Here is a 26004-nt window from a genome sequence, read left to right as displayed (position 1 = left end):
ATCGTTTTCGTTATGAAAAATAGACAGTCAGGGCGTAAGAATGAAAACAGCACTCGCAACCGTTACCCTATCTGGCACGCTGAGAGAGAAATTCGAAGCGGCGGCAAAAGCCGGTTTCCAAGGCGTGGAAATCTTTGAAAATGACTTAACTCAGTTCGATGGTTCGCCAAAAGATGTGCGTCGGATGGCGCAAGATCTAGGCTTGGAAATTATTGCCTTACAACCATTCCGTGATATGGAAGGTATGCCTGAGCCAATGCGTTCGCAAAAGGCAAAGATGTTGCAGCATAAAATCGATGTAGCTCATGAGTTGGGTACGAATCGTTTGTTGTTTTGCAGTAACGTGCAGCCTTACTCTTCTGCTGATCGTGACGTTTGCGCAGCAGACTTATTTGCTCTGGCTGAAATAGCCAAAAAAGAAGGCATCATGCTGGGTTATGAAGCCTTAGCTTGGGGTTACCATATTGCTGACTATCATGAAGCATGGGATTTAATTAAACGAGTTGATCACCCGAATTTGGGTATTATTTTAGATACCTTCCACATGTTTTCCCGTGGTAATACGCTAGATGTTTTGCGTGATGACATTCCTTTAAACAAGATAGCCCTTGTGCAAGTGGCCGATGCGCCAAGTCTACAAATGGATGTGTTGCAATACAGCCGACATTTCCGTTGCTTCCCTGGCCAAGGCGATATGCCTGTAGTTGAGTTTTTACAAGCTTTGAAAGACAAAGGCTTTGATGACTATTTGTCTCATGAAATTTTCAATGATGAATTTCGTTCGTCTTCTCCATTAGAAAAAGCCATTGATGGCATGCGTTCATTGATTTGGCTTGATGACCAAACAGTGAGTAAGCGTGAAGAAAAAACCACTCCGATTGTGGCGCCACAAGTCAGCGATGTGGAATTTATTGAATTTGCGATTGAGGGCGAAAGTGGTGAAGCGCTGATCAACATCTTGGCTCAGTTGGGCTTCCATGAAACACATAAACATCGCTCTAAAAACGTTAGCTTGATGCGTCAAGGCAATATTAACCTGATCCTCAATCGCGAGCCGAAAAGTCAAGCCCACGAGCATTTCCAAAAGCACGGAGTATCGGTTTGTGCGATGGCGTTTGCCTCTGAAAACGTCAAAGCTACTTTGTCACTTGCTGAACGATATAGAGTTGAGCGTTTTGATAATCAGGCAGGTCCTGGTGAATTAAATATCCCAGCGCTTCGCGGTATTGGTGATAGCTTGGTGTACCTTGTTTCAGCAGACGCTGCAGTGCGTTTTTTCGAAGTGGATTTCAAACCAATTCAGGGTATTCAAGGTGAAACAGGCGTTGGTTTAACACGTTTCGATCATATCGGCCAAACGGTTTCCAATACCGACTTTTTGTCGGCGACTTTCTTTTATAAATCGTTGTTTGGTTTCGATATCGATGCCAGCCAAGACTTGCCGGACATTCATGGATTGGTCGTGAGTCGTACGGCGCTAAGCAAAGACAAGCGGGTGCGTATTCCATTGAATATGACCAATGCTCGTGGTGCGTCGGCACAGCGTTTTATGCAGAAGTCAAAAGGTTCGGGTGTGCATCAAATTGCTTTTGCTTGTGATGATATTTTTGCGGCGGCAAAAAACATTGATAGCGAAAAACAGCTGCCAATCCCACAGAACTATTATCGTGATATTGAAGCGCGCTTTGGTTTGCCTGCAGAGATGATTAAAAAATTGCAGTCACACAACATCATGTATGACAAAAATGACGAAGGTGAATTCTTCCATTTTTACACAGAAGAAGTACATGGCGTCTTTTTTGAAGTTGTACAACGAGTTGGTGATTACAGCCGATATGGCGAAGCGAATGCATTTGTTCGACTTGCCTCACAGGCGCGCCAAGAGCAAAAATAAATCATTGTCATTGCGGGGAATGATGTATTTTAGGCGTATGCTTTTGTGAGGAAATTGCCGGAGGAAGGAAATTTCCTCCGGTTTTTTTTGCTTTAAAAAGTGGAAAAGACAGCTGCGTCTTTTTGTTATTTGGCGGTTACTTGGAACTGACCAACCAGCGAGTTGAGCTTTAATGCTGACAATCCAACGCGGGACGAACGTCTTTGTAGTGCCGCAATCGAGCGCTGCATTTGTTCTGTCGCAGCACCCATTTCATGTGCGGTTTTTGCGTTTTCTTTATTGCTTTCGTTGAGCAGTAAAATAGCCTCAAACATGGTGTCGACTAAGGCGTATAAAGCACTGTCGCCCGTGTTGGTTTGTTCGTTTGCCATGAGGTTTTTATCGACATTTTCTGCGCCTTTTTCCATAAAACTCACCGCACTGCGTGTTTCTTCCTGAATACCTTCTAGCATGGCTTGTATTTCTTCTGCAGCGGCGGCTGTTTTGGACGCTAGACTGCGTACTTCATCGGCCACCACGGAAAATCCACGTCCATGTTCGCCCGCTCTTGCGGCTTCAATGGCGGCATTTAATGCCAATAGGTTGGTTTGGTTGGTAATGTCCGAAATAGTGGTAATGATACCTGCGACTTCATTGGTTTTTTGATCTAGTGATTTTACCGATTCCGCCGTAGCCCGCACTACATCGCGTATTTCTTGTGTGCCTGTTTTAGCGTCTTCTAAGCGAGATTGTGTCTCTGCAGCTACATTATTCATCGCTTGCTTCAAATCATCCGCGGTTTTGGACGCGTTTTGCACTTCATCTATTTGTTGCTGAAAAACATTCAGCATACTTTCGACCGTCGTTTCGAGGTATTGGGAAGCTTGGCTTGCTTCTTCATTAGTGCGAACCATAAAGTCATTAGATTTTTTGACGTTGGTGCTGGCAGAGATAACTTGTCCCATAGTGGTATCAAGATTATCTATAAAACTGTTCATCCAGCGTCCCATATCGCCGGTTTCGTCGTTGGCAAGATTGTCGTCAAGACGCTGCTTAAGGTTGCCTTCACCCTCTGCGATGGTTTGAATTACTTCTGTCATTTGGCTCATGCTGCTGCTTATTTTTTTGGTGCTGAGCCTATTAAACAGCAGCCCTGCGACGGCTAAGCTGGAGAAAGCCGCCAAGCTGGTCAAGACAATGGATAAGCTGGTGTAAGCCTGTAATGAAGTGCTGACGATCAGAGGCACGCTGGAAGCCAGTAGGTAGCTTTTCATTAATTTTAGATTGATAGAGCGACGACGATAGACTTCTTCCAAATCGCCTTCACACATCATTCCCCAAGTGTCTGGGCTGCCTTTTAACTGAAAGGTAACGCCTTTGCCGATAACAGGAATGTGTCGATAGTCAGAATAACCGGGATAAGTCACAAAGAGATTTTGACCATTCTTAATGGTTTCTCTTACGCCAGGGTGCAGCTCTTTTGTGGCTGGATCAGTGAAATGGATTTCAAACTCTGTGTGTTGCTGAACCTTAACCGTTCCCCAGTTGGTCGTTATTCCACTTTTAAGATTTTCGCCGTGGCTAAAAGTATTATCTTCAAAGCGTGAGCGAGAAAGAGCGGTACCGGCCTGTATGGAATTATCGAATTCAGACTTCACCATGAATAAATAGTTGTCGCCGGATTCTTTATAAATATGTCCCGCTTCCCGTTGAATTAGGTCGCCAACTACATCATTGGGAACTCGAGCGCAAATAGCACCAACGCTGACGCCGTTTTGTTTAATGGGTAGGTAGAACATTAGGGTCACTGCATCATGGAACTTTGAGCTGGAAGCGCCGATGCTTAGCGTGTTTGGGTCCACGTATGGTCCATGGAGGAACTGCTGATTTAAGCCAGCTTCTACTGCTTTAGCTTGTAAGTCTATTTTATTAACGCGATCTTTGTAGGTGGATTTGAGGACTTTTCCTTGGGTATCAATCACAAAGTATTCAGACACCTCAGGTACTATGTTTAGACGTTCTTCTAGCGCTTCTTGTTCAATATGTGGGAATGAGTTTGTGATGATTTCTAATAAAACATCGAGTTGCGACCATTGGTTATTTACCCAAGTGTTGAGCAGTTTTACCCTTGTGTTGGCGATGTTTTCAAAGGTTTTTTCAATATTAGGGTAGGTTTCTTTATTTAAGTAGCATGACCAAAAGAGAGAGAGTCGGCCAGTATTGCCAAACCAAGGTAACCAACGACGTTCTTTTGCTGAAAGTAACATCTGATTGCTTTTCAAACTCATATCTATATTGCTCCGTTGCGTTAAGCACTACTTCGTTGCATGCGCTTAGGGGAGCTTTATAAAAAGCAATTTTTTTGCCATTGTTTTTTCAATATAAAACTTTAGTTTGATGTACTGCTAACGTATAAAAATACCTTATCATTCGTCTATATATGTTTTAGAAAGCAGTGATTTATTTAAAACGGATGTTTTTGCCTTGCACTCTATTGGTGTTTTATTGATTTATATTGCTTTAATTTGGTTCGATTTGATGGAGAAAGGCAATTAATTGACGTTTTTGGGTATTTAATAAGGATTTTGTGTGAAGATATAGAGCGAATCTTTTGAGCTACTTGAAGGTAAAAAGCACCGATTCCCTGATTTATTTCATAAGGGAATCGATGTTTTCTAATTAACAACTAAATGAATTAACGGAAAAACTTACGCTTTAGCCATTTTGTCCAAAGAGGCGATTGCGTAAATAGAATTAAAACAATCACACTAAATAGCACAGTTGAAAGTGGGCTGTGGAATAGGCTAATAAATAAGTCCCCAATATTGCCACGTTCGGACAGAATCGCTCGACGCCAGTTTTCGTCAGTCAAGGAACTTAAAATAACACCTAAGATTACAGGGCCAACAGGAAAGTTATAGAGGCGCATAAAATAGCCAAACACGCCAAAGGCTAACATCCACCAAATATCTGTAATAGCATTGTTAATTGCATACGCACCAACAATAGACAAAAGGAAAATTAACGGAATCAAAATGCCTTTAGGGCATTCGACAATTTTCGAGAAAAGTCTAATACCAGTTAAGCCAAAAATCAGCACGAAAATATTGGCCAGTGTTAGATTTCCAACTGTAAACCAGAACATATGGGGTTGTTCGACCAGTAAAAGTGGCCCTGGGTTTAAGCCATGAATAAACAAGGCACCGATAAATACCGCTGTTACTGCATCCCCAGGGATACCCAAGGTTAACATTGGAATATATGCACCGCCTACAGCAGCGTTATTCGCCGATTCTGGTGCGATCAAGCCTTCTTTAGCGCCTTCACCAAATGGAACTTTTGGATTCTTGGTTATACGTTTAGCATGGTCGTAAGCCATCAGCGCGGCAATATCACCACCGGTTCCGGGTAGCGCTCCTACGATGACTCCAATGAAAGACGTTTGTAAGCTCAACGGCATGTACTTTTTAATGTCTGACCATTTTGGAATTATGCGAGATATCTTTTGCTTTATAACTGCTTTATTCATGTGGTGTAACTGATGTAGGGCTTCAGAAATACCAAACATACCTATCATGACGGCAACAGGGTTAATACCATCCCAAAGCTCGACAACGCCAAAGGTGAAACGCTCTTCGGCTGTCATAGGATCTAGCCCAACGGTGCCGATCAATAGTCCAAGAGCGCCAGCAAAAATACCTCGAGCCAAACTGCTGCCAGACAAAGAGCCTACTAACATAATGCCGAGTATGCCTAACATCATGTAATCACGTGGTTGAAAGGTAATAGCAAATTCACTTACCGTTGGTGCGGCAATGGCCAAGACGATAATGCCGACAAAGCCACCGACCACGGACATAATTGTAGACAAGCCAATGGCTTCCCCAGCTAGGCCTTTTTTCGCCAAAGGATAACCATCTAGAGCCGTAGCAATAGCAGAAGGAGCACCTGGGATATTAAGTAATATAGCAGTACGAGAACCTCCATATACCCCACCCATGTAGACACCAACCATAAGGCACAGCGCGTAATTTACATCCCATGAGAAGGTAAATGAGATCAAGATAGAAACGGCCATAGTGACCGATAAACCGGGAATGGCGCCGACATATATTCCTAAAAATGTCCCTAATGCGGTTAAGCCTAGTAATTCTGGGGACAACCAAGACATGGCGAAATAATTAAAAGCATCCATAAGATGACTATCTCCACAAAGACTTTATTGAGGATAGGATTTCGCGCTCAGGTACTATGCCTTCTGGAAGCACGACTTGAAAAACGAGGCGGAAAATAATGTATACAACAATCAGTGCGAACAGCGTAATAGCGAGTGTTATGAGTGGACTGCGTCGATATAAAAATTGGATGGAAATGAATAGGAAAGCAAAACTTGTAAGAATGAATCCTAAGCTTTCTAGCACCACTGAGTAGATCAAAATCAATGCCATAATGGTTGCAATAACTGGCGGGAAGCAGTGATAAGCGAAACTAACATCCTTTGCTGCTGGTAATTTCAATGTGTTCAAAAAAGTCACACAAGATGCCAATACCATAGCGGCAGAAGCCGCGAGTGGAAACGCGCCAGGAGAACTTAACGAACTGAACCCTGAAATATTATAAGCTTGCCAAAATAGATAAACACTTCCTAAAACCAATAGAAAACAGAATATGCGTTCACCAGGTTTACGGGTTTTTATCATAGGTGATTGACTGGACATGATAACTCCAGATAAAGCGAAAAGAGGAGGTGCAACTTATTGTCAATTAAGCTGCACCTAGGGATCAAAATGGAACGATAATCTTATGGTTTACGGATGCCAAAATCTTCAGGTGAGAACTTACTAAAGCCCGCATCATGCACTAACCAAGAAGAGGTAGAACGGTATGCCTCTAGAAAGTAATCGGCTTCATCACCTGAAATATTCATAATAGTGAAACCACGCTTCTGCATTAGGTCAACAAAGTCTTTGTTGTAAGCCGCTTTTTGGAAGGCAGCTTGTAGTTTTTCTACCGCTTCATCAGGAGTGCCTTTTTTCACGAACACGCCAAAGAAAGGCCCCCATGGTAGGTAAGACTTCATGCCTGGTAGTGCATCAGTGATAGGAGCAAGGTTAGGCAAAAGTTTATTGGCTTCAATATCTACAATACTGATGGCTTTCATACGGCCAGCTTTGATTTGTTCGATAGTAGCACCTAGCACAGCTGGCATTACATCAATAGCACCACCTTGAAGAGCTGTTAACGCTGGGCCATCACCATTGTACGGAATGCTGGTGTAGTCTAGTTTGACTTGAGAATCTATCATAGCGGTAACTATCGATGTTAAACCGCCAGGGCCTGTAGAACCAAATTTAACTTCGCCTGGATGAGCTTTTGTATACTCAATCAGTTCTTGCATTGTATTAAATGGAGCATCGTTATTTGCCACAATAATTGGCGTACCACGAGCCAGTACATTGATCGCGATCATGTCGCTGTAGTCAATATCTGAAAGCCCTAAAATTTTGTACATCTGAGGGTTTTCAGCCCCCATCAAAAGTGTGTAGCCATCAGCTTTTTTCGCATTGACATATTTGGTTGCAATGGCACCAACACCGCCAGTTTTGTTCGTTAGAATGATGTCTCCGCCAAGCTCTTTTTCAACGTGAGGGGCAATTGAGCGCATAACCGTGTCGGTTGAGCCGCCAGCGCCCCATTGAATAATGCCTTGTATGTCTTTGGTTGGATAATCTGCCAAACTTAAAGAGGAAGAAAGAGATAGTGCTGCTAGTAACGCAATCGTTGTTTTTTTCATTAGGGGGCCTCTGTGCTATCCATCTTTCGATGGTTGGCTTGGTTAGTATTTTTATTATTAGCGATAGATAATACTTGGCCAATCCTTGAGCGAGTATTTCGTAACCGTTATAACTCTAGCCGATGAGTGATTATTGATAAAGACTGTATGTATTCCATATTTTACTCATTTTATTATCTTTTAGTTATAGGTGGCTAAGTTTTAATATGTAAATTACGGATTATGTGGCTAGAAAAGGTAGGGGGGGCTTCCATCAATATCAGTCTTTTGATACTGATGGAAAAGGAATCGATATTACCTAAGCTTGGTTGGAAAAAGCGTTACGAGTAAGGTTCTCTGGCAGGTCGTTTTTCACCACCACATTGTCTTCGATGCGGATGCCTCCATAAGGCATAAAATGTTGGATCCGTGCCATATCACAACCATGGCCGAGTATGTCGGCCTGCATTTTATCTAGTAACATTGGAATAAAATACAATCCTGGCTCTATAGTGATCACCATGTTTTTCTCTAGTTTTCTAGTCAGACGTAAGAAGGGAGCGCTGTCGTCAGGCATGCTTAATGTGCCTGTTTGATCAATTTGATGGCCGCCCACATCGTGAACTTGCAAGCCTAATAAATGACCCAAGCCGTGAGGAAAGAAAACTTGTGGAATGCGTTTTGCTAATTGCTCTTCAACGCTTAAAGCACAAATCTTATGTTCAAGCAGTAATGCCGCAATACCTGCTAGCGTGTTTTGGTGCAAATCCTGGAAGGCAACACCAGATATGGCGCTACGGCAAAGCTTTTGTTCCATTACATCAAGGTCATTGATCAAGGCGTTAAAGTCATCATCGTGACGCGTAAAAGTACGGGTAATGTCACTGGCATAGCCATGTTCGTTGGCACCTGCATCAATCAGTAGCGTACGAGAGTTTGCGACTTGCTCTATGGACTTATGTTCATAATGCAACACAGCAGCGTGCTCGTCTAAGCCGACAATGCCTGGATAGGGTTCTTGGAAAGCGCTTTGCTGGCTAGCTTTTAAGAAGGCGAGGTGAATTTCTAATTCGCTACAGCCAGCTAAAAAAGCCTCTTTTGCTGCGATATGACCTGCGGCGCCGCGTTTGCTTGCTTGGCGCATGGCTTGAATTTCGAAGTCTGTTTTTACGGCTTTAGCAAAATCTACATAAGCTTTTAATCCTGCACAAACGATAGCAAATGGCATTGCTTGCGGACCAAGCCAAGCGGTTTTATTGGGTAAATCGGAGAACCATTTGTCTGTTTTCTTCGCCGTTACAATGTTCCAGTTTTGTTGCCAATCGCCGCTAGGAACAGGATTGGGAGCGTGCCAGAAATCGTCACGAACAGGCCAAATTAACGTCGGTTTTTCGCCCGTTTTTAAGATGACATAGGTTTCTGCCCCTAGTGTAAATGGCAACCACTGTTGTGCGCCAGAATAGGCATGAAAAGGATGGGTGTGATCATCTTGGAAATAGTAGCTTTTTTCCCCTGAGGCTAAAACAATGGCGTCTAGGCAAAAATGCGCCATAGCGTTTTCATATCGATTGCAGAGAACGGCAAGATGTTCTTGATAGAGTGTGGTCATAGAAGGACTCATATTATCTTCAAGTGTTAGCAAGAATGCAGATTTTTATCCATTAAATCTGCATTGTGTATTCAGGGGATAAGCCATTAGGATACGCTAAATTTGTAAACGGACAGAACTACTTTTTAGTAGTTATTTTATTAAAAGCAAACATTAAAATACGAAAAGTCACGAACCCACAAAGCACAGAAATAAAGGCCAACAACAAATCATTTTGTACACTCATGAAGTGTTTGAAAGTATAGAAAAAGGCGATGGTCAGCATGATGCGAATCAAGCTGTCGATAAGAGGATAAAGTTTTGCCACGTTTGTATTTCCTTGCGGTTTATTAGGCGAAAATGAGACCTTCCCATAAAAAGGCCGTTAAGCCAATTATTTGATAGGTAAGTACACCGAAGTCACATAATCCTTTGAGCTATTTTTTTGCATTGGTCCAGCTTCAAAAACTTCCACACCATAGTGTCGGCGATGGGGCTTTAAGTTGTGTAGTCTCATAAAACTGTACAACACATGCCAAGCTAAAGATAAGTTTTGGTAGCAACCAATATAGCGTAAATGCAAATAGTTACCTCGTAAGACAATACGTTCAGGGCAGAGTTCACAAGGCACAAGGTTTTGTACGGGAATACCTAATCGACCAGAAAAATAATGATGGGCGATGTCGGCTTTTTTATATAGAGCGAAACTTGGGCCAGCGGGTGGGTTTTCTGGACCAAGCTCGGTAATCAAGTCATGAAAGCCTTGATCCATTTTTTGCGACATAGGTTGGTTGCTCACCACGAAAGGTCGAGTCACCGCATCAACATTGTCTAGTTTGGTCTTGTTAAGCCATTCAAAGGTTGGCGCGTTGTATTCATGGCTAGATGCTTTGCTGTATTTGTTTAGGTAAGCCAATAATTTTAGTAGTGCGAGTTCTGCGTCTTTATCAGCGCGAATGCTGTAATTTTTTTGTTTCCAACGGGTAAAAAAAGGCAGCTTGCCCGTTATTTGAATGGTGATTAAAGTACGTTCTTTTTGTTTAGTGAGGTCAATGTTGAAGTGTACGTCGTTTGGGTAAAACGCAGGTGCTTCTAATAATGTATGGAAATAATGGGCGCCTGAGCGAGCCGGTTCTAAAGTAATGTGCCCATCTTTAATTAGCTTGCCTTGCCAAGCCAAGCAGGAAGGAAAAACGGAATGAATGCCTGAGTTTAAGTATTCAAAGTTTACATAGGGCTTAGATTCATAAATGAGCCAAGGTAGCCAGCTTTGCCAATTGGTAAGGTCACTTAAATCTTCTGCAATCTTATCAATCGGTGCACCTATGACCGCACTTTGTTTACTAAAAAAGCGACCTTTAAATAACAATAAATACGCTAATAATACAACGCAGGAAAGCGTGATCAAGAATAACGTGACAAGCATACATATCTCATCCTTATAATACATTTAAAGAAGCGTTTATTCGCTAAGTGTTGAAAATAGGCAATCAGAATCTTGCTTTTCACAGCATAGTGTTTAATGTCACTATTTTGCAAGCGCGCGTTTTTTGAGCAGCCTATATAGGTTCCTATGAAAGAACACTTTAATGAGAGCATGAGAGGATAGTTAAGATGAAATCAACACTGGTGTGGGATTGGCCTGTGCGAATTAGCCACTGGCTGATTGTGCTTTTATTTACTGGTTTGATTATTACGGGTAAATCAGAAGGCAATTATATTCAGTACCATTTTTACATGGGGTATGGTTTGTCAGCGGTAGTTATTGCTCGCGTACTTTATGGTTTCTATGGCTCTTATTACGCGCGTTTTAGTCAGTTTGTTAAGGGGCCAAAGGTTGCTTTTCGCTTTGCTATGTCGTTGTTATCAGGTCGACCCAAAAAATACTTAGGTCATAATCCAGTTGGTGCATTGATGGTGGTAGTTTTATTGCTTGCGCTTTCTGTGCAGTGGGGAACAGGCTTATTTACCAGTGATGAAGTGTTTTGGTTTGGGCCTTTTTATTCTCTTATTTCAGAAGATTTGGCTAGCCAATTGGCATCGATTCATCATTTTTTACCTAACGTGTTACTTGGTTTAGTTGCCATGCATGTACTGGCTGTGTTCTATCATGAGTTGTGTCTTAAAGAGCGCCTTATTGAAGCTATGATTCTCGGACGTAAAAAACATCATACAATAACATCAGTTGAAGTGAAGACGCCTCGCTGGGGCGTGATATTTTCTTTGTTGATGGGTCTTTCCTGGTTGGCAGCACTATGGCTAGCGCCTATCTAAAAAGACTTGTTTTCTAGATGTATAGACAAGTTGATTGTTTGTTCTTATCGACTCACGATATAATTCTTCCTTAAATTCACGAACATATGGAATCTTTAGTGTCTGACGTAACTGCTCCCAATTTAGCGAATTTATTCGATGATTTACCGGATGCCCCTTTGCCCATATATGCCAAGTTAAAGCAGGCGATTTCGTTGAAAATTTCATCAGGAGAATGGCAGACAAATCAGCGTATACCTTCGGAATCTGAAGTCGTGAAAGCTTTGGGGGTGAGTCGTATGACAGTTAACCGCGCATTGCGCGAATTAACTGCTGAAGGTTTTCTTGTTCGTCACCAAGGGTTAGGCACTTTTGTTGCCGAGAAAAAAGCTCATTCAGCACTTTTTGATGTTCATAACATCGCGGAGGAGGTGGCTGCTCGCGGTCATAAACATCGTTCTGAATTATTAGTCTTGGAATCTGCCAAAGCGACAATGGAAGAAGCGATGACGTTAGGCGTTCGTACCAATCATGGGATTTTCCGTTCGGTTGTTTTACATTTCGAAAATGATTTGCCAATTCAAATCGAAGAACGTGTTGTGAACGCGACATTAGCACCAGAATACGATAAACAGGATTTTGCAAAGCATACGTCTTACGAATATTTGATGAGTGCTGCACCGATGACAGAAGGCGAGCATTTGGTGGAAGCTATTTTACCTAATGCAGTCGAATGTGAACGCTTACAAATTCAAGCATCAGAGCCGTGTTTGCAAATAAAACGCCGTACTTGGGCGGGCGATGACATCGTCACCGCTGCGCGTTTATTGCATCCTGGTTCTCGTTTCCAACTTTTCGGGCATTTTGGTCGTTAATCTAACTCAGTAATTCTGATAAAAACGCCACTGCCTTTAGTTAATTTTGCATTGGCGTTTTGCGAGAAAACCACCATGCTGTGTGCACTTATCGTCAAGGCGGTATTCTCAATTTCCAGTACGCCATCCTCACAAACATAGAAACCACAGAACAAGAAGTGGTCATTTGAAAACAAGGTGCTGTTATTTGAAAATAAGAGCGAGCAAGGTGCTGTGAAAGCTTGAACATTGGCCTGAGTGTCGGTTTCTCGCACCATGATGTTAAGGTCTTCAATCTTGCCATTTTTCAGGGTTGCGTAAGTTGTATCTCCACCTGAAAAGCGCGCTATATCCAATGCATTACTTAACTTGTTTGTGTGGCTGTTGTTTTTGACAGCATGTTCGAGTGTCATTCCTTCGCCAGACAACAAGACTAAGGTGCGATGCAATCCGCTGAAGTCTGAAAATACCCCGTCTTCAACCACAGAAGCTTGGCTGATACGAAAACGCAGGCCGCTTTCATCTTCATGGCGTTGCATCTCTAGGGTTTCGCCAAGGCCGTTTTTCCAAGGCATGCGTTGGTAATCACTTTGCGCAATGATCTGGTATGGCAACGAAGTATTAAACGTCATACATCACCTTTTTAATCACTTGAATAAAAGCCTGACGGCTGCTTTCTTCTTGCTGGTGGTGGAAGTCTTTTATTGTGTGTTTGCCAGCGACAAAAACGTCTTTAACGAGATTTTCATTGGTGGCAAATAGCCAACGGTTGAGTAAGTCCTTTGATTCGCTTGCGGCGATAAAAGGGTGAGACTCGTCGAGCACCATAAAGTCAGCTCGGTTACCTTGGCTTAATCCCAATGACACGTCGCAAGCTTGATTACCACCCAATAAGGCTTGTTGGTATAGGTTGTCGCCGACGCTGGTTTGGTCCGCACGGTATAAACGGTTGCGCTGTTGATCGCGCAAACGTTGTCCATATTCCAGTGTTCTGAGCTCTTCTACAATCGACAAACTAACATGGCTGTCAGAGCCAATTCCCCAACGGCCATTTTCTTTCTCGAATTCCACAGCAGGGAAAATGCCATCGCCTAAATTCGCTTCGGTAGTTGGGCATAATCCAGCAACGGCTTTGCTCTTCGTAATGGCTTGGCGTTCTGCATCTGTTAGATGAGTGGCGTGAACTAAGCACCAGCGCTCATTCAAACCTATTTCGTTGCTAAGCCATTCCACTGGACGTTGTCCGCTGAAGGCTAGGCTGTCTTGAACTTCTTTTTGTTGCTCCGCGATATGAATGTGAACCGGGCAATCTTTAGCGAGAGATTGTAAGACGGTGTCTATTTGCGGTTTGGTCACCGCGCGCAATGAGTGAAAGCAAATCCCCAATTTATGGCGAGCATGATTCGCTAACGCTTTATCGCAGGCTTGATGTAATGCCAAATAAGAATCTGTGGAATTGATAAAACGCGCTTGTCCGGCGTTAGGTGCTTGCCCTCCAAAACCAGAGTGCGAATACAGCACTGGTAGCAAAGTTAAGCCCATACCAGACTCATCTGCCGCGGCGATAATCTGATTCGACATCTCACCAAGCTGGCCATAATGCTTTCCGCCAATATCGTGGTGCAGATAGTGGAATTCTCCGACTTGTGTATAACCAGCTTTTAGCATGTCGATATAAAGTTGTTTGGCAATAATACGAGCATCGTCTGGCGTAAGTTTTTGCACGATCTTGTACATCAAATCGCGCCAACTCCAAAAACTATCGTTTGGATTTAAGCTGACTTCTGCGGCACCAGCCATCACTCGCTGAAAGGCATGAGAATGAACGTTGGCAAGCGTTGGCAAGACTGGGCCAGATAATACATGGCAGTCTGTTGTCGGTGTGCTGTCTGCTTTAAAAGAATGAAATTGTCCGTCTTTTACTGAGAAAAGCACATTATTCGACCAGCCAGAAGAAAGCAAAGCGCGTTCAGAAAAATAGTATTGAGTGCTATCGCAATGAGTTGAGTTATGGCCCGTCACAAGTCATTCCCTAATGAATATTGATACTTTGAGTGTAATAGAAAATATAATGTATATACAAGTGTGTTTTTAATGGGTTTATGAGTTATCTATTTACTCATTTATTTAGTGACTGTTTATTAAGGTTTTTTTGTTGTGTAGATGGTTTTTTTCTCTATTTTTAAAGATGAGAAGGCGATTTATTTTAAAAAATGGCTTGCATCCAGAAAAATTAGATTTTATCTTTGGGTTAATTGTATATACATGTTCGTTAAATCTTCCTTCTAATCAGAATAAAAAGACATTCTTTGATAGGTGAAAAAATGACTAAGCAAACACTCGCTCAAAAACGTTACCGCGCAGGTGTCGTCAAAGCGGCAACAGGAACGACACTTACTGCAAAATCTTGGTTTACTGAAGCGCCGATGCGTATGCTAATGAACAACCTAGATCCTGATGTGGCTGAAAACCCAGAAGAATTGGTGGTTTACGGTGGTATTGGTCGTGCGGCGCGTGATTGGGAATGTTATGACAAGATCGTTGAATCCCTAAAAGAACTAGAAGAAGACGAAACTTTATTGGTGCAATCTGGCAAGCCAGTGGGTGTATTCAAAACCCACAGCAACGCACCGCGTGTACTTATTGCCAACTCAAACCTAGTGCCACATTGGGCCAACTGGGAACATTTTAATGAGTTGGATGCCAAAGGCTTGGCGATGTACGGCCAAATGACAGCGGGTTCGTGGATCTACATTGGTAGCCAAGGCATTGTGCAAGGCACTTACGAAACTTTCGTTGAAGCGGGTCGTCAGCATTACGATGGTAACTTGGCTGGCCGTTGGGTATTAACGGCGGGCCTTGGTGGCATGGGGGGCGCACAGCCTCTAGCAGCAACCTTGGCAGGCGCATGTTCGTTGAATATCGAATGTCAGCAAAGCCGCATCGATTTCCGTCTACGTACTCGTTATGTGGATGAGCAAGCGACGGACCTAGACGATGCAATGGCGCGCATCAAAAAATACACAGCGGAAGGCAAAGCGGTTTCTATCGCGCTTTGCGGTAACGCCGCAGAAATTCTACCTGAAATGGTAAAACGTGGTATTCGTCCAGATATGGTGACAGACCAAACATCGGCTCATGATCCATTAAACGGCTACTTGCCATTAGGTATGAGCTGGGAAGAGTACCGCGAGAAAGCACAAACTCAGCCAAAAGAAATCGTAACCGCCGCGAAAAAATCCATGGCGAAACACGTTCAAGCTATGTTGGATTTCCAAAAAATGGGTGTGCCGACGTTTGATTACGGTAACAACATACGTCAAATGGCGATGGAAGAAGGCGTGGAAAACGCCTTTGATTTTCCAGGCTTTGTACCTGCTTACATTCGTCCTTTGTTCTGCCGTGGTATAGGTCCTTTCCGTTGGGCGGCTTTGTCTGGTGATCCAGAAGATATCTACAAAACGGATGCCAAAGTAAAAGAATTGATCGCTGATGATGAACATCTACATCGTTGGTTAGATATGGCACGTGAGCGCATTCAATTCCAAGGTTTGCCAGCGCGTATTTGTTGGGTTGGTCTTGGTCAACGTGCCAAACTTGGCTTAGCTTTTAATGAAATGGTGCGTAGCGGTGAATTGTCTGCGCCAATTGTTATTGGTCGTGATCATTTGGACTCTGGTTCTGTATCTAGCCCGAACCGCGAAACGGAAGGCATGAAAGATGGCTCAGATGCCGTATCTGATTGGCCATTATTGAATGCCTTATTGAACACAGCATCAGGTGCAACTTGGGTATCTTTGCACCACGGTGGTGGCGTAGGCATGGGCTTCTCTCAGCATTCTGGCATGGTGATTGTGTGTGACGGCAGTGATGATGCGGCAGCGCGTATTGCTCGTGTTCTTCATAACGATCCAGCGACAGGCGTGATGCGTCATGCAGATGCGGGTTATGAGATTGCTATCGATTGTGCGAAAGAGCAGGGATTAAATCTGCCTATGATTACCGGAAAGTAATAGACAGTTACAAGATCTTAATATACGACGCAGCACTTAAATATTATTTGTTTTAAGTGCTGTGTACTGCCTATAGAAGAAGCCTCACAAGGGCGCAAAACAATATTATAAAAATTATTTGATGGCAGAATATGACATCAAGATTGGAGAGCACTATGTTTGAATTAACCATAAAACCAGGTCAATTGACTCTAAACGAATTGCGTCAAATTAGCCGTCGTCACGTTAAATTGACTTTAGACGAAAGCGCTTTCCCAGCGATTCATGCTAGCACGCAAGTGGTTAACGATGTAATAGCGGAAAATCGTACGGTGTACGGTATTAACACAGGCTTTGGTTTGTTGGCGAATACGCGTATTGCCCCAGAAGATTTGGATGAGTTACAACGTAGTATCGTACTATCTCACGCTGCAGGTATCGGTGCTTTGATGGAAGACAAAACCGTCAAACTGATCATGGCGTTGAAGGTAAACAGTCTAGCGCGTGGTTTTTCTGGTATTCGTTTGGAAGTGATTCAAGCACTACTTACTTTGATTAACAAAGAAGTGTATCCATGTATTCCGAAAAAAGGCTCTGTTGGCGCATCTGGCGATTTAGCGCCATTGGCTCACATGAGTACGATTTTGTTAGGTGAAGGCAAAGCTCGTTACCGTGGCGAAGTGATTTCAGGCCAAGCAGCGTTGTCCATTGCCGGTCTTGAGCCAATCGCTTTAGCACCTAAAGAAGGTTTGGCGTTGTTAAACGGTACGCAAGCTTCTACCGCGTTTGCTCTTGAAGGATTGTTTGAAGCGGAAGATTTATTCGCCTCTGCCATTGTTTGTGGTTCTTTGTCTGTAGAAGCTGCGTTAGGTAGCCGTAGCCCATTTGATGCGCGTATCCATGAAGTGCGTGGTCATCAAACACAAATCGATGCAGCCGCTGCGTATCGTCATCTATTAGGTGAAACCAGCGAGCTTGGCGATTCTCACCAAGGCTGTGAGAAAGTCCAAGATCCGTATTCTCTGCGTTGTCAGCCGCAAGTGATGGGCGCATGCCTTGAACAAATTCGCAGCACTGCAAAAGTCTTGCGCGTGGAAGCGAACTCAGTATCGGATAACCCATTAGTATTTGCCGCGGAAGGTGACATCATTTCTGGTGGTAACTTCCACGCAGAGCCAGTGGCTATGGCCGCAGATAACCTTGCTTTGGCGATTGCTGAAATTGGTAGTTTGTCTGAGCGTCGTATGGCTTTGCTGATCGATAGTAATCTAAGTAAATTACCACCATTCTTAGTGGACAACGGCGGCGTGAACTCAGGTTTCATGATCGCGCAAGTAACGGCGGCGGCATTGGCGAGCGAGAATAAAACCTACGCGCACCCAGCGTCTGTTGATAGTTTGCCGACCTCGGCGAACCAAGAAGACCACGTTTCTATGGCGACCTTCGCAGCGCGTCGCTTGAAAGACATGGCGGAAAATACCCGTGGTATTTTGGCGGTGGAAATTTTGTCTGCGGTACAAGGCTTAGACTTCCGTGCACCTTTGAAATCCAGCAAACGTCTAGAGAATGCTCGTGCAACGTTACGTGCTCGCGTGCCTTTTTACGATAAAGACCGTTACTTCGCGCCCGATATTGAAAAAGCGAATGAGCTGTTGTTGGAAGCGGTGCATAACGAAACGATGCCTGAATGGCTATTACCTAGTGTTAAATAGCCTAGTTTATAAGTAACCTAGCGTATAAATAGCAAAGCTTATAGGTAAAGCGAAAAGTAAATATTTAAAAGGACAGCTATGACAAACGATACTCCAATGAAATTAGACAGCTTATGGCGTGGCGCTCATATCGCCACCATGAAAGATGGCCTTTATAGCGTGATTGAAAACGCAGCGATAGGCGTCGTCGGCGGCCGTATCGTTTGGATTGGCGAAGCGCAAGATCTGCCAGACCATGAGACTCAAAGCGAACATGATCTGGATGGCGGATGGATTACACCTGGCTTGATCGATTGCCACACGCACCTTGTTTTTGGTGGTAACCGTGCAGGTGAATTCGAACAACGATTGAATGGCGTAAGTTATCAAGAAATCGCCAAGCAGGGCGGCGGTATAGCATCCTCTGTAAAGGCCACTCGTGAGGCCAGCGAAGAGGAGTTAATCGCCAGTGCTTCTCGTCGTCTGAAAAGTTTAATAGCCGATGGTGTGACCACAGTTGAGATCAAATCAGGTTATGGACTGTCACTGGATGCTGAGTTGAAAATGCTGCGAGTGGCAGGTCAACTAGGTAATGATTTTCCGGTGACTGTAAAGCGTACTTGTTTGGCGGCACATGCCATGCCTCCTGAGTTTGTGGAGAAAGACGACTACATAGATTATTTATGCGAGACCTTGCTGCCGAAGGCAGCTAAGCTAGGCATGGCGGATGCCGTGGATGCATTTTGTGAAGGAATTGCTTTTAGCACAGAACAAGTTGCCCGCTATTTTAAAACGGCGGAATCTTTAGGCTTACCAGTGAAAATTCATGCGGAGCAGTTGTCGTCATTAGGTGGAACGGCCATGGCCGCGTCCTTCAAAGCCTTGTCGGCCGATCATATCGAATTTATTGAAGAATCAGACGTCAAAGCCATGGCAGAATCGGGCACAGTGGCGGTGTTATTGCCTGGGGCATTTTTTACCCTAAAAGAAACTCAACGTCCTCCGATTGATTTACTTCGACAATATGGCGTTCCCATGGCGGTTGCTACTGACGCTAACCCTGGCACCTCGCCAGCTTTATCGCTTCGACTGATGATGAACATGGCGTGTACCTTGTTTGCACTGACGCCAGAAGAAGCCCTTGCGGGCGCGACCATTCATGCTGCAAAAGCATTGGGTCTGTCTGATACTCATGGGAGCTTGGAAGTTGGTAAAGTCGCGGATTTTGTTTGTTGGGACGTGGAAAGTCCGGGTGAACTAAGCTATTGGCTAGGTGGCAGTTTATTAAAAGCTCGTGTGTACCAAGGCGAGAAAGAATAAGGGGAAAGATAAGATGACAACGCACAAGACGCTGATTGTACCAGCATTTGATTTTGTACAAGGAGACTCGCCTTTGTTGGTTTGTATGCCGCATCCTGGCTTGCACCTGACGCCAGAGGTCGATGATTGTCTCACCGATTTAGCGAAAAAACTGCCGGATACCGACTGGTTTATGCCGGAATTGTATGACTTTTTAACGCCGCTTGGCGTGGGATACATCAAAGCCAATTACTCTCGATTTGTGATTGATTTGAACCGACCTTACGACGATAAACCTCTATATGAAACGAAAACAACTGGCTTATTTCCTGATGTTTTGTTCGAAGACAGTCCTGTTTTTCTTGAAGGAAAAAAACCATCCGAGGAAGCAAAAGAGTTCTATAAAGAACATATTTGGAAAGCTTATCACTCTGCGATTGAGCAAGAATTAGCGCGTTTGAAAGAAAAATTCGGTTACGCGATTTTGTTTGATGCCCACAGCATTGCAGCAGAAGTACCTATGCTGTTTGATGGTGTTCTTCCTGATTTTAACTGGGGAACAAACGACGGCAAAGCCTGTGATCCTTTACTGGCAAACGCAGCAACACAAATTTTAACACCACATTTCACGCAAGTACTTAATGGACGTTTTAAAGGCGGCTACACTACTCGTCATTTCGGACAACCAGAGAATGGTATTCACGCAATACAGCTAGAACTTTCTCAAGCAACTTATCTAAATGATGAAATGGCGAAGCAACATGAATATCAATTGGATGAAACGAAACTGCCTTTTATTAAACAGCAGCTGCGTGAAGTAATTGAGGCTTGTCAGCACCTTCGTTTTTGATATCTGAATTTTATCGTTTAAGAGTCCCCATATTGTGAAAACGATGTGGGGATTTTTTTGGCAAAAGAATTCCTAGCCCCATTGTCTTGACGATACTGTAATGGCTTGTCGCCTGCTTTTATGTATTTTTGTTCAATTATCAACCGAATCATTACGTCAATGGCGTATAGTTTGGTGATATTATGGTAGTTTTTGAAAGGATGTCTCGATGAATGACGGCATGTTCAATGAATTGCTGGAAAGCGTACAACAAGCTGACAACATTATAAAAGGCCAAGCCACAGCAACACATATCACAGAATTTGCAGACCCAGAAGTGAAGGCAATTCGCACTAAAACAGGTTTAAGTCAAAGTCGTTTTGCTAACCTACTTGGTGTCAGCAAGCGTACTTTAGAAAACTGGGAGCAAGGTCGCCGTCATCCAACTGGACCAGCACGAGCTTTGCTAAAAATCGTCGATGCTGATTCGGAGTATGCCCTAAAGACTTTGCATGGGTAGGTTTAGCATACAGTGATTGGAATATAACGGTTCCAAGCACTATATTTTAAGTTACTTGGTAGTTTGAGGCTGACGTAATGTATCAAGAAGTATTGGATTTTTGGTTTAACGATATTGAATCAAAACAATGGTTTCAGAAAGACATCGACTTTGATAATAAAATCATCATTCGATTTGGCAAACTCCATCGCCAAGCTGTTCAGGGGGAGCTGTCTTCTTGGCGTTATTCCGCCAAAAGTGCATTGGCAGAAATCATCGTGCTCGATCAATTTTCTCGTAATATCTATCGTGATCAGCCCGAGTCCTTTGCGGCTGATCCAATGGCTTTAGTCTTGGCTCAAGTGGCTATCTCCAAAGGCTTTGACCAAGAGCTGACGCAAACTGAGCGAAGCTTTTTATACATGCCGTTTATGCACAGTGAGTCCACTGTGATTCATGAAGAAGCGGTAAATCTCTATAGAGACTTGGGAATTGTTAACAACTTGGATTTCGAGTTAAAGCACAAAAAAATTGTGGATCGTTTTGGCCGTTATCCACATCGAAATGCCATTTTAGGCCGAACATCTACCCCTGAGGAATTAGCTTTTTTGGCTGGGCCAAATTCTAGTTTCTAATTCTCATAGCTCTCTTTTTATGTATTGATTTTTTATCCAGTGTTCATTTTTATAATGTAAAGAGTGTTTTTTGATCAATAATAAATTGATCTGAAAAAAGGCTAGTGTATTAGATTGATAAAACGCTTTATTTTCATGGGTAAATTGATAATCCGGATTAAAATATTACTATTTTTAAGCTGCTTTTTATTTCTGAGTGCTTGCTTTACCTTGGATTCCAATACCAATTTATCGGTTAAAAAGAGTTTATCTGTTGGATTTAAGCCTTATGGTGTCGCAACGGTAAGTGTATTCGATGGAAGCCAGTCCGTACCGGTGATAGTGCCTTTCGGTTTGAAGTACGAGATGGAGATTGCGGTCATAATGGAGCGGGGTGGAGTGACTGCAAAAATGATCGTCAACGCCATGAATATTCGGCTGGTGATGTGACTGGTGAAATTTGGTTTAACTGGTCACTGTATATACCCACTGATTTTGAAAGCATATCCCCAGCAACAGTTACCCTTGGTCAGTTTCTTCAACATAATGGCTCAGGCTCACCGTTTATTTTTTTAACTGCCGGAAGCGCTTTCAAATTATATAGCGGAATGAGTTAGGAAACTTGATGGTTTTGTATTCAGTTTATTTGACCCCTGAAGTAGAAAAACTAACAATGGTCCAGTGGTATATTTTTTACTTCCTAATAATGGATTGAAGAAACATGATCGAAAAAACAAGGAGTTGGTTACTTGGAAGTAAGGATAACCCGCAGCAATATATTCAGCATGCGGTGCAATTAATTGTCTCAGTAGCTTTCTTATATGCTGCAGCAATCAACTACGTCACTGGTGCATCTGGTTATTTAAATATTAGCATACAGTTAGCGATGTCTGTCGGTACATTAGGCGTTTGGTATCGTTCTCGTTGGCATAATGATTATCAGCGTATGGCCGTTACCTTTATGGTCATGATTACGACGATCACATTACCTATTAATTGGTTCTTGAATGGTGGTTCTTATGGGCCAACCTTTTTCTTAAATATTTGTGTTTTCATGTACATCACTGTGGCATTTCGCAACAATCCACCGTATCGCTATTTTGGCCAGTTTTTTTCTGTTTTTGTCCCCATCCCATTGGTTACTATTGAGTATTGTTTTCCTGAATTAATTTCGCCTTATACGGATAACGAAACACGATTAATTGACCTCGCTTCAACTTCTGTTGTCACTAGCATCTTTATGTTGTTAATGATGGAAAATCAGACTAAAAAGTTTCTGTTAAGACAGTCAAAAGTAGAGCAATTGTCAGAACAACTTAGGCAATTATCTGAGCAAGATGCATTGACGGGGTTACTTAACCGTCGAAGCTTTGTAAATAGCTTTGTCGAATGGAAGGAAACTAAAGAGTACTTTACTATTGCGGCAGTAGATATTGATTTCTTTAAACAGGTTAACGATCAATGGGGTCACCAATATGGTGATGAAGTGCTTATAAAAGCTTCTACTTTATTAGCTGAAATTGCCAAAGAAAACAATGTTTTAGCGTTTCGTACAGGCGGCGAAGAATTTATGTTGATGATGCCATACTCACTCAACGAAGCTTATCAACATATACAGATATTACATGATCGATTTGCAGAGATGAAACTGTTAAATGGTCCTGTTACTTTTAGTTCAGGGTTGGCCGAAGTAAAGCAAGATGAAAGCCAAGATCAATTTTTAAAACGGGTTGATAGGCTGCTCTATCAAGCAAAGAATCAGGGGCGGAATCGTACAGTCGTTGAATAGCGAATTAATTCAAATATTCAGAGATAAACTAGAGCTTGATTAAATTAATGCTGACGACGTATTTATTGATCCTCTAATAAAAAGAGTTTTATTCGCCAATAAAAAAGAGCAAGCAGCCTTCATCGCTTGCTCTTTTTTGTCTATAGAAACTGAGCTAACCTTAAAGCACGGTTACTACGTCTTCCATAGTTAAGCGCGATTTTGGTAACGCTGCGTTGTAGTCTTCGTCTTTGTGGTGATAACCAATAGCGAGAGCTACGTCGCATTGGTAGCCTTCTAATTCTGCGCTGAATATTTCTCCGATCAGTTCTGGGTCCACACCTTCCATTGGGGTTGAATCGATACTAAGACGCGCTGCGGTGTGCATGACGTTACCAAGAGCGATGTAAACTTGAGATTTTGTCCACGCTGCGTTGTTGCCGTTCTCATCCATGTTCATTTCTGCAAAGGCAAAACCACCGAAGGCCTGTTCTCTGTTTTCAGGTTTAGTACGGCCGTCTTCTATGCCTTTGTCTACAACTTTTGCATAGTCCTCACGTTTGTAATGGGTTTTGTGAGCAAATAAGATGATGTGTGACGCATCTTTGGCGTGCTTTTGGTTGAACTGGAATTTGTTCGCAAACGTATCGTGAAAGCGTTGTTTCGCTTTATCACTTTCAATCACGATAAATTTCCATGGTTGGGAGTTAATAGAAGAAGGCGATAGGCGCATTGCTTCGTAAATAACCTCTAGATCGGCCTGAGAAATTTTCTTCGAAGCGTCGTATTGCTTTGCTGTATGACGTTTTTCTAAGTCAGTGATAATCTGGTGTGACATGTTCTATCTCCACAATAAGCAAAAGTGTTTAGCACTCTGAAAACTAGCAGCGCTAAAATTAATGGCGCTATAGTAACGAGACTTTATTAAATGAAGAACAGGGTTTTTATTGAATTATTATCAAATATTATTTGATAATAGATGGTAGTTTTCTTCGTTAATAAGGACTAAACCATGCAACTTGAAGATCTTCGAGTCGTTCTGAAAGTCGCAGAGTTTCGTAGCATCACGGCTGCTGCAACACATTTAGATATGCAAATGGCGACAGCAAGTGCGGCGGTTAAGCGAATAGAGGCTGCACTTGGTGTTGAGTTGTTTGTTCGAACCACGCGTCACTTACGTTTATCCAGTGCTGGTGAGCGCTATTTGCCACAATGTATTGCCGCCATGTCTATGTTGGATCAAGCTAAACAAACTATTCACAATGATTTGGATATCATTAGCGGTGAGATTCGTTTAGCGGTGTCGTCTGATTTGGGGCGAAATATTGCTATTCCTTGGGTGGATGATTTTATGGAGCAGTATCCACAAGTCACCTTAAGAGCGCATGTTAGCGACAGCAATATAGATTTTTATCGTGATGCGTTGGATATTGCCCTGCGTTATGGCGCGCCTGCAGATTCAAATTTATACGGTTTTAAAATATGTAATGTGCCTCGATTATTAGTGGCGAGTCCAAGCTATCTTGAATTGCATGGCACGCCAGAACATCCTAAAGACTTGCTTAATCATCAAGGTTTGTTTTATCAGCTACAAAATATCTTGAACGATACTTGGCACTTCTTATGTACAGAGTCGGGTGAAAAGCCTGGTGCAGAGCGTTCTTATAAAATTAAGCCCAAAGCCTATTGTGCGGCGAACGATGGTGATTTGGTTCGGCGTTGGTGCGTGGCAGGGAAAGGCGTGGCAATAAAATCCTCACTGGACATTGCCAATGACTTGCTTGCAGGTCATGTTGTTTCTTTGATGCCGGATTATAAAATTCCCCAAGTGGAGCTTTGGTTAATTAGTCCGAGTCGTCAATCCATTACGCCAACAGTACGCCTCTTGCGAGATATGTTTCGAGAGCGTGCTAAGGCGCTTTTAACGCAATTAGTAGATAAGGGATTGTTAGAGAAAAGTGTGCTAGAGGATTAAATACTTTGCTTTACGAAATGCTTTATAAAAAATTCTTATTTAAGTAGGACTTTTTTTTCTAAAAAAAGTACTTGAAAATTTGCTTGGCGATCCTATTTTTAGCAATGTGACAGGTTCGTCTTAGTTTAAAGAGAGCTTTTGTTACGCCTTTTGATGATTAGTATTTTGCTTCAATTAGGAGGACTTATTATGAACTCAATTGACTTTACTCCACTTTATCGCAGTAGCATTGGTTTTGACCGATTGGCGTCTTTACTCGACCATGCGCTAACCACCGACAATGTATCTGCGGGTTATCCACCTTATAATATCGAAGTAGTCGATGATAACCGCTACGCTATTTCGCTTGCTTTAGCAGGTTTTGAAGAAAGCGATCTAGATATTAAGGTGGAAAAAAATGTGTTAACCATCCGTGGTGAAAAAGCGGATTCCGGTGAGCACAGATATCTCCATCAAGGCATTGCAAACCGCTCGTTTGAGCGCAAGTTTAACCTTGCCGATTACGTTGAGGTAACCGATGCGGTGCTAAAAAATGGACTACTTACCATCAGTTTGGTGAAAGAAATTCCTGAGGCAATGAAACCAAGAAATATTGCCATTAACCAAGCAAGTAATGGTGTTCTTGAGCATCAAAAAGACAGCTCAAAAGAAGCTAACTCCAAAGTTGCTTAAAGTAGCTCCATTTTTAAATGCAAGGGTTGTGAGAAATCACAGCCCTTTTTTGTTTGCCCAGCGAAGCTGGCAAACCCGTCAGGTTGTAAGAAACCTGTCTCACCCCGACTGGGGGGAAGAGAATCCGAATCGCAAGGGCGTTGCTGGCCAACGGCAGGGTCTGAAGGAAGCGATAGGAAGTTAACAGTACACAACGCAAGTGAACCTGCTTCGGCAGTTTAGGTGGGTAAGCGTGCAAAATAGCGCAAAGCCCGATACTCAGTCAGACCTAGGCTGTGTTTGAGGGTGGCATTGTTAACAGGGCGTCAGTGCAGTAACTGGGGA

At 42.9% G+C, this 26004-nt stretch carries 23 protein-coding genes; 13 read left to right on the top strand and 10 right to left on the bottom strand.

Annotation, left to right across the window (positions count from 1 at the left end; all coding sequences use genetic code 11):
• Positions 1 to 40: 40 nt before the first annotated feature.
• Entirely contained in the window at positions 41 to 1894 is a 1854-nt protein-coding gene (locus tag B6N13_RS19480; protein WP_169460331.1) for a sugar phosphate isomerase/epimerase and 4-hydroxyphenylpyruvate domain-containing protein, read from the top strand.
• A gap of 125 nt (positions 1895 to 2019) precedes the next feature.
• Here B6N13_RS19480 and B6N13_RS19475 read toward each other — a convergent pair whose 3' ends face one another.
• The 7 genes from B6N13_RS19475 to B6N13_RS19445 form a co-directional block, all read right to left on the bottom strand.
• A complete protein-coding gene (locus B6N13_RS19475) occupies positions 2020 to 4161 on the bottom strand; it encodes a methyl-accepting chemotaxis protein (protein ID WP_169460330.1) in 2142 nt (713 codons plus the stop codon).
• Positions 4162 to 4568: 407 nt separating this feature from the next.
• Complete coding sequence (locus tag B6N13_RS19470) at positions 4569 to 6068, bottom strand: tripartite tricarboxylate transporter permease (RefSeq protein WP_169460329.1); 1500 nt, start codon at positions 6066 to 6068, stop codon at positions 4569 to 4571.
• Positions 6069 to 6075: 7 nt separating this feature from the next.
• Positions 6076 to 6591: a tripartite tricarboxylate transporter TctB family protein gene (locus B6N13_RS19465; RefSeq protein ID WP_012071572.1), complete on the bottom strand. Its 516-nt coding sequence runs from the start codon at positions 6589 to 6591 to the stop codon at positions 6076 to 6078.
• Between the two features lie 83 nt (positions 6592 to 6674).
• Positions 6675 to 7667, bottom strand: coding sequence for a tripartite tricarboxylate transporter substrate binding protein (locus tag B6N13_RS19460; RefSeq protein WP_012071571.1), 993 nt, complete (start codon positions 7665 to 7667; stop codon positions 6675 to 6677).
• A 298-nt stretch (positions 7668 to 7965) separates the two neighbouring features.
• Positions 7966 to 9267, bottom strand: coding sequence for a Xaa-Pro dipeptidase (gene pepQ / locus B6N13_RS19455; protein WP_169460328.1), 1302 nt, complete (start codon positions 9265 to 9267; stop codon positions 7966 to 7968).
• A 106-nt stretch (positions 9268 to 9373) separates the two neighbouring features.
• A complete protein-coding gene (locus B6N13_RS19450) occupies positions 9374 to 9562 on the bottom strand; it encodes a hypothetical protein (protein ID WP_048814133.1) in 189 nt (62 codons plus the stop codon).
• A gap of 66 nt (positions 9563 to 9628) precedes the next feature.
• Positions 9629 to 10660: an AraC family transcriptional regulator gene (locus B6N13_RS19445; RefSeq protein WP_169460327.1), complete on the bottom strand. Its 1032-nt coding sequence runs from the start codon at positions 10658 to 10660 to the stop codon at positions 9629 to 9631.
• 188 nt (positions 10661 to 10848) lie between these two features.
• Between B6N13_RS19445 and B6N13_RS19440 the strand changes: the two genes are divergently transcribed.
• Together B6N13_RS19440 and hutC are read left to right on the top strand one after the other, a co-directional pair.
• The gene (locus B6N13_RS19440) at positions 10849 to 11508 is read left to right on the top strand and encodes a cytochrome b/b6 domain-containing protein (RefSeq protein WP_012071568.1); all 660 of its coding nucleotides are present in this window, start codon (positions 10849 to 10851) and stop codon (positions 11506 to 11508) included.
• 98 nt (positions 11509 to 11606) lie between these two features.
• The gene (hutC, locus tag B6N13_RS19435) at positions 11607 to 12362 is read left to right on the top strand and encodes a histidine utilization repressor (RefSeq protein ID WP_232617082.1); all 756 of its coding nucleotides are present in this window, start codon (positions 11607 to 11609) and stop codon (positions 12360 to 12362) included.
• On the opposite strand, the gene B6N13_RS19430 is transcribed toward hutC, so the two are convergent.
• Positions 12359 to 12973 (bottom strand): HutD family protein, encoded by a 615-nt coding sequence (locus B6N13_RS19430; RefSeq protein ID WP_169460326.1) that lies wholly within the window; start codon positions 12971 to 12973, stop codon positions 12359 to 12361. The genes hutC and B6N13_RS19430 overlap by 4 nt on opposite strands.
• Positions 12963 to 14363 carry a formimidoylglutamate deiminase gene (locus B6N13_RS19425; protein WP_169460325.1) on the bottom strand — a complete coding sequence of 467 codons (1401 nt, stop codon included), beginning with the start codon at positions 14361 to 14363 and terminating at the stop codon, positions 12963 to 12965. Before B6N13_RS19425 ends, B6N13_RS19430 begins: the two co-directional genes overlap by 11 nt.
• Positions 14364 to 14665: 302 nt before the next feature.
• On the opposite strand from B6N13_RS19425, the gene hutU reads away from it, so the two are divergent.
• The 8 genes from hutU (at position 14666) to B6N13_RS19385 (ending at position 23054) form a co-directional block, all read left to right on the top strand.
• On the top strand, positions 14666 to 16354 hold the full coding sequence (hutU, locus tag B6N13_RS19420; protein WP_100186455.1) for a urocanate hydratase: 1689 nt from the start codon (positions 14666 to 14668) through the stop codon (positions 16352 to 16354).
• A 155-nt stretch (positions 16355 to 16509) separates the two neighbouring features.
• On the top strand, positions 16510 to 18045 hold the full coding sequence (gene hutH, locus B6N13_RS19415) for a histidine ammonia-lyase (RefSeq protein WP_169460324.1): 1536 nt from the start codon (positions 16510 to 16512) through the stop codon (positions 18043 to 18045).
• Between the two features lie 78 nt (positions 18046 to 18123).
• Positions 18124 to 19344, top strand: coding sequence for an imidazolonepropionase (gene hutI, locus B6N13_RS19410; protein WP_211172946.1), 1221 nt, complete (start codon positions 18124 to 18126; stop codon positions 19342 to 19344).
• A gap of 13 nt (positions 19345 to 19357) precedes the next feature.
• Positions 19358 to 20173: an N-formylglutamate deformylase gene (gene hutG, locus B6N13_RS19405; protein WP_169460323.1), complete on the top strand. Its 816-nt coding sequence runs from the start codon at positions 19358 to 19360 to the stop codon at positions 20171 to 20173.
• 208 nt (positions 20174 to 20381) lie between these two features.
• Positions 20382 to 20672: a NadS family protein gene (gene nadS / locus B6N13_RS19400; RefSeq protein WP_169460322.1), complete on the top strand. Its 291-nt coding sequence runs from the start codon at positions 20382 to 20384 to the stop codon at positions 20670 to 20672.
• 77 nt (positions 20673 to 20749) lie between these two features.
• Positions 20750 to 21286 (top strand): DUF924 family protein, encoded by a 537-nt coding sequence (locus tag B6N13_RS19395; RefSeq protein WP_169460321.1) that lies wholly within the window; start codon positions 20750 to 20752, stop codon positions 21284 to 21286.
• 135 nt (positions 21287 to 21421) lie between these two features.
• Positions 21422 to 21715 (top strand): hypothetical protein, encoded by a 294-nt coding sequence (locus tag B6N13_RS23450; RefSeq protein WP_248280391.1) that lies wholly within the window; start codon positions 21422 to 21424, stop codon positions 21713 to 21715.
• Between the two features lie 271 nt (positions 21716 to 21986).
• Positions 21987 to 23054: a diguanylate cyclase gene (locus B6N13_RS19385; protein WP_169460320.1), complete on the top strand. Its 1068-nt coding sequence runs from the start codon at positions 21987 to 21989 to the stop codon at positions 23052 to 23054.
• A gap of 160 nt (positions 23055 to 23214) precedes the next feature.
• Here B6N13_RS19385 and B6N13_RS19380 read toward each other — a convergent pair whose 3' ends face one another.
• On the bottom strand, positions 23215 to 23871 hold the full coding sequence (locus tag B6N13_RS19380; protein WP_169460319.1) for an NAD(P)H-dependent oxidoreductase: 657 nt from the start codon (positions 23869 to 23871) through the stop codon (positions 23215 to 23217).
• 174 nt (positions 23872 to 24045) lie between these two features.
• Between B6N13_RS19380 and B6N13_RS19375 the strand changes: the two genes are divergently transcribed.
• On the top strand, positions 24046 to 25008 hold the full coding sequence (locus B6N13_RS19375; RefSeq protein ID WP_169460318.1) for a LysR family transcriptional regulator: 963 nt from the start codon (positions 24046 to 24048) through the stop codon (positions 25006 to 25008).
• Positions 25009 to 25197: 189 nt separating this feature from the next.
• The gene (locus B6N13_RS19370; protein ID WP_012071555.1) at positions 25198 to 25680 is read left to right on the top strand and encodes an Hsp20 family protein; all 483 of its coding nucleotides are present in this window, start codon (positions 25198 to 25200) and stop codon (positions 25678 to 25680) included.
• Positions 25681 to 26004: the final 324 nt, after the last annotated feature.

Origin of the sequence: Marinomonas sp. UCMA 3892, from assembly GCF_012726345.1 — a bacterium.
In the GTDB taxonomy this organism is placed as follows: Bacteria; Pseudomonadota; Gammaproteobacteria; order Pseudomonadales; family Marinomonadaceae; genus Marinomonas.
This window is presented reverse-complemented; position numbering and strand designations above follow the sequence as displayed.

Excerpts from the sequence above, each read along its gene's own strand:
- B6N13_RS19480 (WP_169460331.1), top strand. The coding sequence starts at position 41 with ATGAAAACAGCACTCGCAACCGTTACCCTATCTGGCACGCTGAGAGAG.
- B6N13_RS19475 (WP_169460330.1), bottom strand. The coding sequence starts at position 4,161 with ATGAGTTTGAAAAGCAATCAGATGTTACTTTCAGCAAAAGAACGTCGT.
- B6N13_RS19470 (WP_169460329.1), bottom strand. The coding sequence starts at position 6,068 with ATGGATGCTTTTAATTATTTCGCCATGTCTTGGTTGTCCCCAGAATTA.
- B6N13_RS19465 (WP_012071572.1), bottom strand. The coding sequence starts at position 6,591 with ATGTCCAGTCAATCACCTATGATAAAAACCCGTAAACCTGGTGAACGC.
- B6N13_RS19460 (WP_012071571.1), bottom strand. The coding sequence starts at position 7,667 with ATGAAAAAAACAACGATTGCGTTACTAGCAGCACTATCTCTTTCTTCC.
- pepQ (WP_169460328.1), bottom strand. The coding sequence starts at position 9,267 with ATGAGTCCTTCTATGACCACACTCTATCAAGAACATCTTGCCGTTCTC.
- B6N13_RS19445 (WP_169460327.1), bottom strand. The coding sequence starts at position 10,660 with ATGCTTGTCACGTTATTCTTGATCACGCTTTCCTGCGTTGTATTATTA.
- B6N13_RS19440 (WP_012071568.1), top strand. The coding sequence starts at position 10,849 with ATGAAATCAACACTGGTGTGGGATTGGCCTGTGCGAATTAGCCACTGG.
- B6N13_RS19430 (WP_169460326.1), bottom strand. The coding sequence starts at position 12,973 with ATGACGTTTAATACTTCGTTGCCATACCAGATCATTGCGCAAAGTGAT.
- hutU (WP_100186455.1), top strand. The coding sequence starts at position 14,666 with ATGACTAAGCAAACACTCGCTCAAAAACGTTACCGCGCAGGTGTCGTC.
- hutH (WP_169460324.1), top strand. The coding sequence starts at position 16,510 with ATGTTTGAATTAACCATAAAACCAGGTCAATTGACTCTAAACGAATTG.
- hutI (WP_211172946.1), top strand. The coding sequence starts at position 18,124 with ATGACAAACGATACTCCAATGAAATTAGACAGCTTATGGCGTGGCGCT.
- hutG (WP_169460323.1), top strand. The coding sequence starts at position 19,358 with ATGACAACGCACAAGACGCTGATTGTACCAGCATTTGATTTTGTACAA.
- nadS (WP_169460322.1), top strand. The coding sequence starts at position 20,382 with ATGAATGACGGCATGTTCAATGAATTGCTGGAAAGCGTACAACAAGCT.
- B6N13_RS19395 (WP_169460321.1), top strand. The coding sequence starts at position 20,750 with ATGTATCAAGAAGTATTGGATTTTTGGTTTAACGATATTGAATCAAAA.
- B6N13_RS23450 (WP_248280391.1), top strand. The coding sequence starts at position 21,422 with ATGGGTAAATTGATAATCCGGATTAAAATATTACTATTTTTAAGCTGC.
- B6N13_RS19385 (WP_169460320.1), top strand. The coding sequence starts at position 21,987 with ATGATCGAAAAAACAAGGAGTTGGTTACTTGGAAGTAAGGATAACCCG.
- B6N13_RS19380 (WP_169460319.1), bottom strand. The coding sequence starts at position 23,871 with ATGTCACACCAGATTATCACTGACTTAGAAAAACGTCATACAGCAAAG.
- B6N13_RS19375 (WP_169460318.1), top strand. The coding sequence starts at position 24,046 with ATGCAACTTGAAGATCTTCGAGTCGTTCTGAAAGTCGCAGAGTTTCGT.
- B6N13_RS19370 (WP_012071555.1), top strand. The coding sequence starts at position 25,198 with ATGAACTCAATTGACTTTACTCCACTTTATCGCAGTAGCATTGGTTTT.